This window comes from Delftia sp. SD018 (assembly GCF_017355445.1).
GTDB lineage: Bacteria > Pseudomonadota > Gammaproteobacteria > Burkholderiales > Burkholderiaceae_C > Comamonas > Comamonas acidovorans.
Window position 1 is genome coordinate 96,530 of the sequence record NZ_JADDRN010000004.1, and the last position, 14,497, is coordinate 111,026.

A 14,497-nucleotide genomic window follows, 5' to 3' on the forward strand; every position below is an offset into this window, starting at 1 on the left:
TTACTGGACGTTCGTCGAGGTCGGCGGCTGTTTGCCGGCTTCGGTGAACAGCTGGGCGGCATCGATGGGATCGAACTCGTACTGCTTGCCGCAGAAGTCGCAGCCCACCTCGATATTGCCGCGCTCCTCCAGGATGCTGTCCACCTCTTCAATGCCCAGCGACACCAGCATGGCGCCCACGCGCTCACGGCTGCAGGTGCAGGCAAAGCGCGGGCGCTCTTCATCTTGCTGGGGGACGAAGCGCATCAGCTTCTCTTCCCAGAACAGGCGCCGCAGGATGGTTTCCACATCCAGCGTGAGCAGTTCGTCGCGCGTCAGGCTGGCGGCCAGCGTGGCGATGCGGTTGTAGTCCTCGTTCAGACCGATGGCGTCCTGGCCCGATTGCTCGCTTTCGGTGGCGGAGGCCAGGTTGGCCTCGCCCTTGACCGGCATGCGCTGGATCAGCAGGCCGGCAGCCAACTGGTCATTGGCGGCCAGCACCAGCACGGTATCCAGCTGCTCGGACTGCAGCATGTAGTGCTGCAGTGCATCGGACACCTTGGAGAACCTGCGGCCTTGCGCATCCTGCAGCGGCACCACGCCCTGGTAGGGCTGCTGGCCCGGCTGGCGTCCCTTGGGATCCAGCGTGATGGCGCAGCGGCCACCACCATTCACATTGAGCAGTTGCTCCAGCGTGGCGCCTTCGGGCGCCTCCCCGATCAGGGTGGCGGTGGCGCGCAGGCCGAAGTCGGACTGCACCTCGGCCACGGCCAGCTTGACCGGGCCGTCGCCCATGACCTGGAAGACCAGGGCGCCGTTGAACTTGATGTTGGACTGCATGAGCACGCCGGCAGCCGCCATTTCGCCCAGCAGTTCGCGCACGGCAGCGGGGTAGGCGCCGGTCTCGCCGTTGCCCGCGCGGCGTTGCAGGATTTCCTGCCAGGCGTCGGTGAGGCGGACGATGGAGCCGCGCACGGGCAGGCCTTCGAAGATGAATTTATGCAGTTCAGACACGCTGATGGATTCCGTAAAAAAGTGCCGGGCCTCGCTCAGCCCAGCTTGCGCAACCCGGTCTTGAACCGGCGCGCATTATCGACATAGTGTTGGGCGCTGCGGCGCAAGCCTTCGATCTGCTCGGGCGTCAATTGGCGCACGGCCTTGGCCGGGCTGCCGATGATCATCGAGCCATCGGGAAACTCCTTGCCCTCGGTGATGAGGGCGCCTGCGCCGACCAGGCAGTTCCTGCCGATCTTCGCGCCGTTGAGCACCACGGCACCGATGCCGATCAGCGTCTCGTCGCCGATGGTGCAGCCATGCAGCATGACCTGGTGGCCCACGGTCACATGGCGCCCCACGACCAGCGGCTTGCCCAGGTCGGCATGCAGCACGCTGGCGTCCTGGATGTTGCTGCCCTCGCCGATGGAAATGCTCTCGCAGTCGCCGCGCAGCACGGCGCCGAACCAGATGCTGGCGTCTTCAGCCAGCTGCACATTGCCCATCACCTCGGCGCTGTCGGCCACCCAGGCCGATGCTGCCACTTCAGGGGCCACTCCATCCAGTTCATAAATCGCCATGGGTCTTTGTCTCCGTCAATTATTGGTGATGGCAGGAAACCTAGAATTGTAGGGATGGAGTTACGTCACCGCGCCCTTGAGGTTTTGTGCCTCCCGGACCCCGAAGAAAAGGCCGCCGCCGCGTTGGACATGTATGCACGGCAGGCGCTTTATTCAATAGCAGCGCAGGCACCGGCCCTGTCCGATCCCGCACCGGACCTGCCCGGCCGCCCGCTGCGGCCCGAGCTGCGCCACCACACCGCCGTTGCAAGGCGCTCGCCGGCCACGCCCGAAGGCCGGGCCGTGCTGATCCACGCCATTGCCCACATCGAGTTCAACGCCATCAATCTGGCGCTGGATGCCGTCTGGCGCTTTGACGGCATGCCGCAGCAGTACTACCTGGACTGGCTGCAGGTGGCCGCCGAGGAGGCCAAGCACTTTCGCCTGCTGCGCGAGCATCTGCGCGCGCACCTGGGCCACGACTATGGCGATTTCCCGGCCCACCAGGGCCTGTGGACCATGTGCGAGAAGACCGCGCATGACGTGGTGGCCCGCATGGCCCTGGTGCCACGCACGCTGGAGGCACGGGGCCTGGACGCCACGCCCCAGATCCAGAACAAGCTGCGCAACACGCGCGCGCCCGATGCGCTGGCGGCCGTGGACATCCTCGACATCATCCTGCGCGAGGAAGTGGGCCACGTGGCCATAGGCAACCACTGGTACCGCTGGCTGTGCGAGCGTGAAGGCCTGGAGCCGGAGGCGCACTACCAGCACCTGACGCAGCGCTACGAGGCACCGCGCCTGCGCCCGCCCTTCAACGAGCGCGCGCGCCGCGCCGCTGGCTTCACCGATACCGAACTGGCCTGGCTGCAGCAGGTCTGAAGAAAGACTGCCGCAGCCGCGCGGACGGGCCCGTCCCGTCCGCATGGCCGCACAATGGTTTACAAACTAGGATGGGTCCGACTCCGCAATCGGACTTGTCCCAGCAGACACTGCCTGTCGGCATATTTATTCAGAACATTCCTACAATCAGATCTGCTGCTTACCGTGCCTCTTCGACCGAACACTCCATGACCGAATTGCCTGTCCATCTCTTCAACGATGCCCCTGCGGCCAGCCCCGCGTCCACAGACCGGGGAATGATCGCGCGCCAGGCCATCGTCAATGGGGTGCAGCAGATCATCGGCTACGAGCTTTTCAACCGTTCTCGCGCCTACCCGGACCATACGGCGGCCTCGGACGTGTCCCTGGTGTTCACGGCCCTGTCGCATGCTGGCGAAGAGGATCTGGTCGGCACCAAGTTGATGTTCGTCAACTGCACGCATGAAAGCCTGGCCGGCGGGCATCTGGAGCTGCTCAACCCCGACAAGGTGGTGCTGGAGATCCCGCCGCTGGGCCTGGCCGCACAGCAAGAGGTGCAGGCCCGCCTGCCCATCCTCAGCAATCTGCGCGCGCGCGGCTTCAACCTGGCCTTCAATCACACGGTGCTGGAGTCCGCCTATGCGGCCTGGCTGCCCCTGGCCGACTACATCAAGTTCGACCTGTCCGTGCTGGCCCCTGACCAGTTGGCCGTGCTGGTCAACTTCGCTGGCCGCCACACGCGCGCCGAGCTGATCGCCGAGAAGGTGGAAAGCGCACAGCAGTACGAGCAGGTGGGCCGCCTGGGCATTCAGCTGTTCCAGGGCTTCTGGTTTGCGCGGCCCACGGTGGTGCGCACCAAGCTGCTGTCGCCCTCGCAGCAAAGCATCGTCCAGCTGCTGAATCTGGTGCGCCAGCAGGCCAGCACCGATGCCATCGAGGATGTGCTCAAGAAGGATGCGGGCCTGGCCTTCAACCTGATGCGCCTGATCAATTCCGTGGGTTTTGGCGTGCAACGCGAGATCACCTCCTTCCGCCAGGCCGTGATGCTCATGGGCCTCAAGAAGCTGTTCCGCTGGGCGGCCATGCTGCTGACCGCATCGCGCAACGGCGGCCCGCCGCCGGCCATCGGCCAGACCGCCGTGATCCGCGGGCGGCTGATGGAGCTGCTGGCCCAGGAATCGCTGAGCGAGGAAGACTCCGACCAGGCCTTCGTCGTCGGCATCTTCTCGCTGCTGGGCAGCATGCTGGACCTGCCGCAGGATGTGGCCATGAGCCTGATCCCCGTGCCCGATGCCGTCTCCGCCGCCGTGCTGCGCCACGAAGGCGTGCTGGGCGAGCTGCTGATCCTGGCCCAGGCCTGCGAAGCCAGCGACGACGCAGCCTTCAACCGCAGCGCAGACGCACTGCGCCTGAGCAGCCAGCAGATCAACTGGGCCCATCTGCAGGCCCTGGCCTGGACCGATCAACTGGCAGACAGCTCGCTATAGTCATGAGCTATCGCACGCAACTCAACGCCGCCGCTCCTTCATCTTTCTCAGCTTCCAAATGACTACCAACGACAACTCCTCCGCTCCGCCACCACCCCTGCCAGAAGGAGTGGAGGACGGACAGGTGGCCGTCATTGCGCGCCAGGCCATCGTCAACGAGGCGCGCGATGTCTTCGGCTATGAACTCTTCGATCGCTCCACAGCCCAGCATGCGCACACGGCGGCCTCCGATGCCGCCCTGCTGTTCAACGCACTGTCGTATGCGGGAGCCGAGGCGCTGGTGGGCAAGAAGACGGTCTTCATCAACTGCACGCATGACAGCCTGGCCGGCGGCCACCTGGAACTGATCCACCCCGACAAGGTGGTGCTGGAAGTGACCACGCTGGGCGAGAACGCCACCACAGCCGATATCGAAGAGCGCCTGCCCACCTTCCAGGCCCTGCGCCAGCGCGGCTTCCGCCTGGCCTTCAACCAGCACCTGCTGCGCCGCGCCTATGCCAGCTGGCTGCCTGCGGCCGCATTCATCAAGCTGGACATGCAGACCTTTGCACTGGCCGATGCCGAGACCCTGGTGAATTTCGCGCGCGCCCATACCAATGCCCAGATCGTGGCCGAAAAAGTCGAGACCTCCGAGCAGTTCGAGCGCATGCGCGACCTGGGCGTGCGGCTGTTCCAGGGCTTCTGGTTCGCCCAGCCGCAGCTGGTGCAGGCGCGCACCATCCGCCCCACGCAGGCCACCATCATCCAGCTGATCAACCTGGTGCGCCAGCAGGCCAGCACGGACGAGATCGAAGCCCTGCTCAAGAAGGACCCCACGCTGTCCTTCAACCTGCTGCGCTTCATCAACTCCTCGGGATTCGGCCTGTCCTGCGAGATCACCTCGTTCCGCCATGCGGTGATGATCCTGGGCCTCAAGAAGCTGTTCCGCTGGGCCGCGCTGCTGCTGACCACCTCGCGCGCGGGCGGCACGCCACCGGCCGTGGGCCAGACCGCCGTGGTGCGCGGACGCCTGATGGAGCTGCTGACGGCCGAGCTGCTCTCGCCCGAGGAATGCGACAACGCCTTCGTGGTGGGCGTGTTCTCGCTGCTGGACGTGATGCTGGGCCAGCCCATGGAAAAGGCGCTGGAATCCATCGCCCTGCCCCAGCCCGTGATCGATGCGCTGGTGCACAACAAGGGCGTGTTCGCGCCCTTCCTGGAGCTGACACGCGCCTGCGAAAGCGGCGACGACGAAGGCTTTGCGCGCGCCGCCAACGCCTTGCAGCTGTCCAACCACCAGGTCAACTGGGCGCACCTGCAGGCCCTGGCCTGGGCCGACAACCTCACGGCGGACGACGCCACGGTCTGAACGGGCCAGCCACCATGGCAAAGGGCTTGCGGCCGGGAAGCCGCAAGCCCTTTTTGCATGCCACGCGCCGCAGCGGTATCAGTTCAGCTTGATGCCTGCAGCCTGGATGATGCGCGCGTTGGACTGGGACTCGGCCTCGATCTGGCGCGCGAAATCCTCGGCCTTGCCGCCCGTGGCCACGTTGTCGGTGGCCTCCAGCTTGGCACGCATGTCGGGCTGGGTCAGCACCTGGTTGATCTCGGCATTGAGCCTTTGCAGCACGGGCGCGGGCGTTCCTGCGGGCGCGAAGATGCCGAACACCGAGGTCATGTTGGCGCTCTTGTAGCCCAGCTCGGCCAGCGTGGGGACGCCGGGCAGCGACTCCAGGCGCTGGGGGGCGCCCACGGCCAGGGCCTTGAATTTGCCCGCCTTGATGTGCTGCAGCACGGCCGGCCCGGCGTTGGTGGAGAGCACCTCGAACTGGGCGCTCAGGCCATCATTGAGCTGCTGGCCGCCGCCCTTGTAGGGAATGTGCGTGATCTTGGCCTGCGAGGCATACATGATCTGCTCGAGCATGATGTGGCCCAGCGAGGCCAGGCCGGCCGTGGCCCAGCGGACTTCGCCGGGCTGGGCCTTGGCCTGCGCCACCAGTGCCTTGAAATCGGTCGCCGTGGAGCGCGCCGTGCCCAGCAGCAGCACGGGCGAATACATCACGCTGGTCACGGGCACGAGATCGCGCTGCGGATCGAACAGCGGCTTGCCCAGGTGCGGGCTCAGCGTCAGCGGGCTGATGGAGGAAAAGCCCAGCGTATAGCCATCAGGTGCGGCCTTGGCCACCAGGTCCAGGCCGATGGCGCCGCCGGCGCCGGCCTTGTTGTCCACCACCACGGGCTGGCCCAGGCGGGCGGCCAGCTTCTCGCCCAGGGCGCGCGCCACCACGTCGCTGACGCCACCGGCCGGATAGGAAACCACCACGCGGATGGGCCGGCTGGGCCAGGCGGCATCGGCGGCCGACGCGGACATCGGCAAGGCCGCAGCAGCGACCGTCGCCGCCAGCATGGAAGTCACCAGCACATGCCGGCGCAGGAAATCAGTCATCGAAAACTCCGCAGAAACACATCGAACACGGCGGTAATTGTTCTGCAAAGCGCATATCCCCGGGACAGGCTTTGCCACTTCGACGATTTCAACGGCAGAAACACCCAAACCGGCGAACCCTCCACATCCAATCAACCACGCGGATGGTGCAAAGCGTGCAATGCCTTGAGCCGCTCGCGCGCCACATGGGTGTAGATGGTGGTGGTGGAGATGTCGGCATGGCCCAGCAGCATCTGCACCACGCGCAGGTCTGCGCCATGGTTGAGCAGGTGGGTGGCGAAGGCATGGCGCAGCGTGTGTGGCGACAGCGGTGCCGTGACGCCCGCAACCTGCGCGCAGCGCTTGACGATGACCCAGAACATCACGCGGCTCATGGCCGCTCCGCGCTGGGTCACGAAGACCGCATCGCTGCGCTGCCCGCCCAGGATGGCACCGCGCGCCGTGGCCAGGTAGCGCTCCAGCCACCAGTGCGCCTCCTGGCCGAAGGGCACCAGCCTTTCCTTTTGCCCCTTGCCCGTCACGCGCAATACGCCCGAGCGCAGATCGATGCCATGCAAGGGCAGATCCACCAGCTCGCTCACGCGCAGGCCGCTGGCATACATCAGCTCCAGCATGGCGCGGTCACGCAGGCCCAGTGGCGTATCGACATCGGGCGCCCTGAGCAGTGCCTCCACCTGCGCCTGCGTCAGCGTATGCGGCACGCGCGGCGGCTGCCGGGCCGCCAGCACGCGTGCCGTGGGATCGGCGGCAATGCGCTGCTCGCGCAGCGCCCAGTGGTAGTAGCGGCGCAGCACCGTCAGCCGCCGGTTGGAAGAACTGGCCTTGGTCTGCTCCACCCGCACCGCGAAATAGCCCTGCAGCTCCAGCTCGCCCGCCGCATCCAGCGCCAGCGGCGGCCGCTGGTGCGCCAGCCACCGCCCCCAGGCCGTCAGATCCCGGCGATAGGCCGCCAGCGTATTGCGCGACAGCCCGTCCTCCAGCAGCAGCGCATCCATGAACAGGTCCAGCGCATCCAGGCTGGCCGGCAGCGGCGCCGGCCAGGATGCAGGATCGGCAGCAGATTCGGCTTCGGCAGCCGATGGGGAAGCGATGGAAGCAACAGGCACTTGGGACATCCCATCAAGCCTACAACGAAAAAACCCGAGGTCCGCAAGGAGCCTCGGGTTCTGAGCCAACCGCTCAAGGCGGTGCTTACTCCAGCGTGAGTTTCTGCTGAGCAACCACCTTCTTGTAGGTCTCGTACTCGTCCTTGATCTGCTTGGCGAACTCTTCAGGCGAGTTGCCGATGACCAGGGAGCCCGTGTCCTCGATGCGCTTGCGCACGGCCGGATCCTGCAGCACCTTGCGCACGGCGGCGTTGATCTTGTCCACCACGTCCTTGGGCATGTTCTTGGGGCCCAGGATGCCGTAGTAGGCCATGCGGTTCACCGGCTCCAGGCCCACTTCCTTGAAGGTGGGCACATTGGGCAGCACGGCCAGGCGCTGGGGCGCGGCCACCACGATGGGCACCAGGCGGTTGTCCTTGATGAACGGCAGGGCCGAGGGCAGGTTGTCCAGCACCATGGGCACCTGGCCCGCCACCACGTCGTTGAGCGCCGGGCCGGCACCGCGGTAGGGGATGTGGGTGACGAAGGTGTTGGTCAGGCTCTTGTACAGCTCCATCAGCATGTGCTGGATGCCGCCCGTGCCCGAGGAGGCATAGGAGTACTTGCCCTGGGACTTCTTGAGTTCGGCCTCGAAGCTCTTGTAGTCCTTGGCGGGGAACTTGGGGTTCACCGCGATCACGTTGGGCGTGGCCGCCACGTTGATGATGGGCGTGAAGTCCGTCAGCGTGTTGTACGAGATCTTGGGATTGATCGCGGGGTTGGTCGCCGTGGTCGAGACCGTGGCGATGCCCAGGCTGTAGCCATCGGGCTGCGAGCGCGCGGTTTCCATGGCGCCGATGACGCCACCGCCGCCGCCGCGGTTGTCCACCACCACGGGCTGGCCCAGTTCCTTGGTCAGGGGTTCGGCGATCACGCGGGCGATGATGTCGGTCGTGCCACCGGGGGCGAAGGGCACCACCAGCTTGATCGGCTTGGTGGGATAGGCCTGGGCCAGGGCTCCGGTGCTTGCGAGGACCAGGGTCAGGCCCATCCAGCTGCGACGATTCATACAAGATCTCCTTTTGGGGGTCGTGTTGACGAAGAAGGTTTCATGGACATCCGCAAGGCCGTGCCTGCGGATGGATGGTCTGCGAAATGAAGGCTCGCAAACGCTGCCACGGAACAGCCATGGTGGGGCCTGGAGCCCGCTGCGCGCTTGACGGTCGTCAGGACCTGCGCTTTCGGATCGGCTGTGTGGACCCCAGCGATGCTAAGGCCCGGGGCCCGGTTGTCACAGTTTGTCGCAGCACTGATTTCCCGGTGTTTACCCCTAGCCTCGCGCCATGGTTTCTCGGGAGACGCGGCGACTGCGGGGTTGCGCTTATGCTCTGCCCCCGTGAACTACGCCGTGCTGCTCTTCCCCGATTTTTCGCTCATCGTGCTTGGCTACGTGCTGTGCCGCTTCACACAGCTCAACCGCACGGTCTGGCAGGCAGTGGAGGCGCTGGTGTACTACCTGCTGTTCCCGGTGCTGCTGTTCCACTCCATCGTCAAGAGCCCGGTGGACTGGGGTGCCACCTCCCATTTGCTGGCCGCTGGCGTGTGTGCGGCCCTGGTCGGCATTGCCCTGGCCTACAGCCTGCCCTGGTGGCCGGGCCTGCGCGGCCGGATCGACACACGCGAACATGCCGGCGCCGTGCAGGTGGCGTTTCGCTTCAACTCCTTCATCGGCCTGGCGCTGGCCAGCCGGCTGGCGGGGCCTGAGGGCCTGCTGTTCATCTCGGTGCTGATCGGCGTGAGCGTGCCGCTGTGCAATATCGCGGCCGTCTGGCCCATGGCGCGCGGCAGCAACCAGCACTTCCTGGGGCAGCTGGTGCGCAATCCGCTGATCGTGGGCACGCTGTCGGGCCTGGTGTTCAGCGCGCTGGGGCTGAAGCTGCCGGCGCTGATCGAGCCGTCGATCTCCCGCATAGGCGCAGCCTCCATCGCGCTGGGCCTGATGTCGGCCGGCGCCGGCATGCAGTTCGGCGCGCTGGCCGCCGGCAAGCTGCTGGCCGTGTGCCTGCTGGCCGTGCGGCATCTGGTGCAGCCGCTGATCGCCTATGCCATGGTGCGGGCGTTTGGCCTGAGCGGTGCGCAGGCGCTGATCCTCATGGCCTTCTCTGCCCTGCCCACCGCATCGTCGTGCTATGTGCTGGCCGCGCGCATGGGCTACAACGGCTCGTATGTGGCGGGGCTGGTCACGCTGTCCACACTGCTGGGCGTGCTCAGCCTGCCGTTTGCGCTGAGCCTGCTGCAGTACTGATGCCGCTGTGCCGCGGTGCCCCTACAGCACGGCACGCATGTCGTCCGTGAAGGCGGCCGTGATGTCATCCTGGCGTGCGCGCTTCTTGGCCACCATGGTGATGTCCACGTCATAGCTGAAGAGGGATTCGTCCAGCGCATGCAGCAGGCCGGCAGCCACATAGGGCGCCGCGTAGTGCTCGGGCAGGTAGCCCAGGTGGGCGCCTGACAGGATGAGGATGGCGGCCGCCTCCATGTTGTCTGCCTCTGAGGTGACATGGCGCGGGCGCCCCGTCAGCGGTGCCTGCGGCAGCGGATAAGTGCGCCAGGTCCAGTCGGCTTCGCCCGCCTCCTGCGCCCCGATGCGGCCCGCGCGTGCAGCAAAGGGATGGCTGGCGCTGCAATAGGCCACCTGCCTTTCGCTGAACAGCAGCGTGTATTCCAGCGCCGGCGCACGGTGCAGGAAATAGCCCACGGCGACCTGGAGCTCGTCGCGCAGCAGCATTTCCTCCAGCTCGCGCGGCCCGCGCACCAGCACCGACAGGCGCACAGCCTCGTCGCGCTGGCGAAAGCGCTGTATGGCCCGCCCCATGAGCGCGTTGTATTCCATGGGTGCATTGCCGATCAGGCCGATGGCCAAACTGCCGACCAGCTGCCGGTGCATGTTGCGCGCCTGCGCACTGAAGCCTTCCAGCCCCTGCAGGGCCGTGCGAGCCATATCGACGAAGCGCCGGCCCTTGGCCGTCAGGCGAAAGCCGCCGCGCCCCCGTTCGCACAAACTGAAACCCAGCCGCGTCTCCAGTGTGGACAGCTGACTGCTGAGCGTGGACTGCCCTACGCCAAGGCTGGCCTGCGCCGCCGACACGCCGCCCGCGTCAACGATGGCCAGAAACACGCGCAGCAGCCGCAGGTCCAGATCTGAAACGGTATGGAGCATGGGGTTTTCACTCGGAAAAGATCGATTCTTATCGATGTTTGTAAATGGAACTTGAAATGGATGCAATCCGGGCTGCTGTCTAGCATCCACGGCTGTTGCAGCACATCTGGATTGAACAAAGAGGGACTGCAATACAGAACAAGAGGGGCGGGCCAGGGAATTCACTTCCATGGATACCGCTGTTTCAAGAGGCCCCTGCCAACAGGGCCGCAACAAAAGGGAGACAAACGATGTTGCTCGATATCTCGGTCGTGGTGATCTACGCGGCAGCCATGCTGCTGCTGGGCTGGTACGGCATGCGCCGCGCGAAGACGCAGGAGGACTTTCTCGTGGCCGGCCGCAACCTCGGGCCAGGCCTGTACATGGGCACCATGGCCGCCACGGTGATAGGCGGCGCCAGCACCGTGGGCACGGTGCGCCTGGGCTATGTGTACGGCATCTCCGGCTTCTGGCTGTGCGCGGCGCTGGGCGCGGGCCTGCTGGTGCTCAACCTGTTCCTGGCCAAGCCCCTGCTCAGGCTGCGCATCTGCACCGTGACCCAGGTGCTGGAGCGGCGCTACAGCGCCCGCACCAAGCAGGCCAGCGCCCTGGTGATGCTGGCCTACTCGCTGATGCTGGCGGCCACGTCGGTGATCGCCATCGGCACCGTGATGCAGGTGCTGTTCGACCTGCCGCTGTGGATCTCCATCCTGGTGGGCGGGGGCGTCGTGGTCATCTACTCGGCCGTGGGCGGCATGTGGTCGCTGACGCTGACGGACATCGTGCAGTTCGTGATCAAGACCGCGGGCCTGATGCTGATCCTGCTGCCCATCTGCCTGTACCGCGTGGGCGGCTGGGACCAGCTGGTTGCACGGCTGCCTGCGTCCAGCTTCGATGTCACCCACATCGGCTGGGACACCATCGCCACCTACTTCGTCATCTATTTCTTCGGAATCATGATCGGCCAGGACGTGTGGCAGCGCGTGTTCACGGCCCGCAGCGAACGGGTGGCCGCCGTGGCCGGCAGCCTCGCCGGCGTGTACTGCGTGGTCTACGGACTGGTCGGCGCCCTGGTGGGCATGACAGCGCGCGTGTTGCTGCCGGACCTGGACAACGCCAACAATGCCTTTGCCGCCATCGTGCAGGCCAGCCTGCCGGACGGCATCCGCGGCCTGGTGATCGCTGCCGCACTGGCGGCCATGATGTCCACCGCCAGCGCCGCCATGCTGGCCGGCTCCACCGTGCTGGCCGAGGACCTCGTGCCCCTGCTGCGGGGCGGCCGGCCGCTGGTCGATGTGCGCTGGCACCGGCTGCTGACGCTGCTGGTGGGGCTGGCCGTGCTCGGCATCGCCCTGGTGGTTGACGATGTGCTCAATGCCCTGACCACCGCCTACAACCTGCTGGTGGGCGGCATGCTGGTGCCGCTGATCGGCGCCATCTACTGGCGCCGGGCCACCACGGCGGGCGCCATCGCCAGCATGCTGCTGGGCTGCACCACGGCCGTCGCCTTCATGGTCAGGGACGGCCTGGCCGCCAACACGCCCATCTATGCCAGCCTGGCCGTGAGCACGGCCAGCTTCATCCTCATCAGCCTGGCGCAGCGCACGCAGCAGCGCTCGCTGTCGGGCATTCAATCCTGATACCGGCACTGAATCGGAGACGACATGACGCTTTTCACACCAGACAGGCTGCAGGCGCTGCGCGCACGCTTCGGCGGCGCCAACGAGTCCGTGATCCACGACCCGCATTTCCGCGCCGTGGCCGCCCACATCATCGATGCCAGCGGCACGCGCAACGCGCCCTACGCAGGCATGCCCTCGCTGCTGGACGCGCCCATTCGTCCCATGGACTGGAGCCGCCCGGATTTTGGCGACCTCCAGGCCGCGCTGATCGGCGTGCCCATGGACCTGGGCATCAGCAACCGCAGCGGCTGCCGCTTCGGCCCCCGGGCCCTGCGTTCCATCGAACGCGTGGGCCCCTACAACCATGTGCTTCGATCCGCTCCCACACGCGAGCTGCGCGTGGCGGACATCGGCGACGTGCCGCTGTCCAGCCGCTACAGCCTGGAGCAGTCGCACCGCGACATAGAGTCGACCTTCGCGAAGATCCATGCGGCCGGCGTGATTCCGCTGGCCGCTGGCGGAGACCATTCCATCACCCTGCCCATACTGCGGGCGCTGGGCCGCGACCGGCCACTGGCCCTGGTCCACTTCGATGCCCACTGCGATACCGGCGGCCCCTTCGACGGCAGCCGCTTTCACCACGGCGGGCCCTTTCGTCAGGCCGTGCTGGACGGCGTGCTCGACCCCACGCGGACCATTCAGATCGGCATACGCGGCGCGGCCGAATATCTCTGGGAGTTTTCCTATGAGTCGGGCATGACCGTGATCCATGCCGAAGACATTCCCGCGCTGGGCGTGGACGGCGTCATTGCCCGCGCAAGCGAGGTGGTGGGCGATGCGCCCGTCTACGTCTCCTTCGACATCGACTGCCTGGACCCGGCCTTTGCGCCCGGCACGGGCACGCCCGAGGTCGGTGGAATCACCGTGCGCGAGGCACAGGCCATGGTGCGCGGCCTGGCCGGCATCCACATCGTGGGCGGCGATGTGGTGGAGGTGTCTCCAGCCTACGACGCCACCACCAACACCGCCCACGCAGGCGCGCAGATGCTGTTCGAAATCCTCGGCCTGATCTGCGCACGCCACGCCGGGCGCGGCGCCGCCCAGCCTGCCTAGGTCCCCTGCCCGCCCTCCGCGTCCCGCAGCAACCCCAGCGGCGTGCTGCCGTAGCGTGCCCTGAACCGGCGGGAAAAATGCGCGGGTGAGCTGAAACCGCAGTGCTGCGAGATCTCCGCGATGCCCAGCGTTCCCGGCTCCGTGCCACGCAGCAGCGCATGGGCGCGCTCCAGGCGATAGGCCATGAGTTCGGCGCTGAGGCTGGTGCCTTCGCGCGACAGCTGGGATTGCAGCGAGCGCACGGACAGCCCCAGCCTGGACGCCACGCGCTCGGGCCCCAGCGCCGGGTCCGGGTACTGGCGGGCAATGAGCTGGCGCACCCTGCGCAACAGCACGTGCATGGGCGCGCCGGGTCGGGCCGTCGCCATGTCGGCGCTGGCCTGCAGCACGGTCTTCACGGTGTTGATGACCAAGTCGGACAGCCTGGCGGATTCGGCCTCGGGCAAGGGGTCCTGCCACGCGGCCAGCAATTGCATCTGCTGGACCAGCAGTTGAAGCGATGCACAGTCGGGCAGGCTGCGTGCCAGCAGTTGCGAAGCCAGGCCGCCACGCGAATCGATCAGTGCCAGCGGCACGGCCAGCACCACCAGGTCCACGGCCTCTTTCTGCCAGATGCGGTAGCCGCGCCGCTCATCCAGCAGGAACAGCTGGCCGGGTTGCGCCTGCAGCCTCCTGCCCGCAACCGCCATGCCCGGCTCCCCAGATGACGCCGAGGCATCCGGTACGTCTGGCACGTCAGATACGTCAGGTGCATCCGGTGCGAATACCTGGGCTCCACCTTTGGCATAGAGCACGCACAGCAGGCAGGGCGGGCCTGCGCGCTGGCCATCGTCATGCAGGCGCTCCATGCCATGTTCGGCCGCCATCTGGATGCGGTTGAGCACCACCGCGCCCACGCCGCGCGATGTCAGCACGGCCTCGAATCGCTCGGGCTGCGCGACCAAGGGCGTGTGCGGCATCTGCGCCTCGCGGCTGGCATCGCTCCAGAACTGCGCTCGCGAAAGCGGCGCGATATGCACCGTGGACCAGCGGTTGTACGTCATACATTCCTCGCCCTGCGCTCGGCGCGCAGCCTCTTTTTGTGATGGGGTTGCACGGAGAGTCGGCCGCACCCGAGTGTTGGGGCCAGGCAAGAGGCGGCAGGTCCACGCGACAGCATGAACCCAGGATTTT

At 66.5% G+C, this 14,497-nt stretch carries 13 protein-coding genes; 6 read left to right on the forward strand and 7 right to left on the reverse strand.

Annotated features, from left to right (window positions below; all coding sequences use genetic code 11):
- Window positions 1-993 (reverse strand): Hsp33 family molecular chaperone HslO, encoded by a 993-nt coding sequence (locus tag INR38_RS06460; RefSeq protein WP_012206910.1) that lies wholly within the window; start codon window positions 991-993, stop codon window positions 1-3.
- A gap of 35 nt (window positions 994-1,028) precedes the next feature.
- Window positions 1,029-1,553, reverse strand: a complete 525-nt coding sequence (locus INR38_RS06465; RefSeq protein WP_207441868.1) for a gamma carbonic anhydrase family protein — start codon at window positions 1,551-1,553, stop codon at window positions 1,029-1,031.
- Between the two features lie 54 nt (window positions 1,554-1,607).
- Between INR38_RS06465 and INR38_RS06470 the strand changes: the two genes are divergently transcribed.
- The 3 genes from INR38_RS06470 to INR38_RS06480 all read left to right on the forward strand — a co-directional run bounded on the left by INR38_RS06470 (window position 1,608) and on the right by INR38_RS06480 (window position 5,228).
- Window positions 1,608-2,414, forward strand: a complete 807-nt coding sequence (locus tag INR38_RS06470; RefSeq protein ID WP_063328076.1) for a ferritin-like domain-containing protein — start codon at window positions 1,608-1,610, stop codon at window positions 2,412-2,414.
- 188 nt (window positions 2,415-2,602) lie between these two features.
- On the forward strand, window positions 2,603-3,880 hold the full coding sequence (locus INR38_RS06475) for an HDOD domain-containing protein (protein ID WP_013801100.1): 1,278 nt from the start codon (window positions 2,603-2,605) through the stop codon (window positions 3,878-3,880).
- Window positions 3,881-3,938: 58 nt separating this feature from the next.
- Window positions 3,939-5,228, forward strand: coding sequence for an HDOD domain-containing protein (locus INR38_RS06480; protein WP_012206914.1), 1,290 nt, complete (start codon window positions 3,939-3,941; stop codon window positions 5,226-5,228).
- A gap of 78 nt (window positions 5,229-5,306) precedes the next feature.
- Here the strand turns inward: INR38_RS06480 and INR38_RS06485 are convergent, their stop codons facing one another.
- From INR38_RS06485 to INR38_RS06495, 3 genes are all read right to left on the reverse strand, one after another.
- Window positions 5,307-6,305, reverse strand: a complete 999-nt coding sequence (locus INR38_RS06485) for a tripartite tricarboxylate transporter substrate binding protein (protein WP_013801099.1) — start codon at window positions 6,303-6,305, stop codon at window positions 5,307-5,309.
- 131 nt (window positions 6,306-6,436) lie between these two features.
- A complete protein-coding gene (gene xerD, locus INR38_RS06490) occupies window positions 6,437-7,420 on the reverse strand; it encodes a site-specific tyrosine recombinase XerD (protein WP_207441870.1) in 984 nt (327 codons plus the stop codon).
- A gap of 76 nt (window positions 7,421-7,496) precedes the next feature.
- A complete protein-coding gene (locus INR38_RS06495; protein ID WP_012206917.1) occupies window positions 7,497-8,459 on the reverse strand; it encodes a tripartite tricarboxylate transporter substrate binding protein BugE in 963 nt (320 codons plus the stop codon).
- 327 nt (window positions 8,460-8,786) lie between these two features.
- Between INR38_RS06495 and INR38_RS06500 the strand changes: the two genes are divergently transcribed.
- Entirely contained in the window at window positions 8,787-9,695 is a 909-nt protein-coding gene (locus INR38_RS06500; protein ID WP_197944032.1) for an AEC family transporter, read from the forward strand.
- A 21-nt stretch (window positions 9,696-9,716) separates the two neighbouring features.
- Here the strand turns inward: INR38_RS06500 and INR38_RS06505 are convergent, their stop codons facing one another.
- Window positions 9,717-10,610 carry a LysR family transcriptional regulator gene (locus INR38_RS06505; RefSeq protein ID WP_012206919.1) on the reverse strand — a complete coding sequence of 298 codons (894 nt, stop codon included), beginning with the start codon at window positions 10,608-10,610 and terminating at the stop codon, window positions 9,717-9,719.
- Window positions 10,611-10,840: 230 nt separating this feature from the next.
- Here INR38_RS06505 and INR38_RS06510 point away from each other — a divergent pair, with 230 nt between their 5' ends.
- Both INR38_RS06510 and speB read left to right on the forward strand, forming a co-directional pair.
- Entirely contained in the window at window positions 10,841-12,229 is a 1,389-nt protein-coding gene (locus INR38_RS06510; protein WP_013801096.1) for a sodium:solute symporter, read from the forward strand.
- A 24-nt stretch (window positions 12,230-12,253) separates the two neighbouring features.
- Window positions 12,254-13,324, forward strand: a complete 1,071-nt coding sequence (gene speB / locus INR38_RS06515; RefSeq protein WP_207441880.1) for an agmatinase — start codon at window positions 12,254-12,256, stop codon at window positions 13,322-13,324.
- On the opposite strand, the gene INR38_RS06520 is transcribed toward speB, so the two are convergent.
- Window positions 13,321-14,367 carry an AraC family transcriptional regulator gene (locus INR38_RS06520; protein ID WP_207441882.1) on the reverse strand — a complete coding sequence of 349 codons (1,047 nt, stop codon included), beginning with the start codon at window positions 14,365-14,367 and terminating at the stop codon, window positions 13,321-13,323. The genes speB and INR38_RS06520 overlap by 4 nt on opposite strands.
- Between the last annotated feature and the right edge of the window lie 130 nt (window positions 14,368-14,497).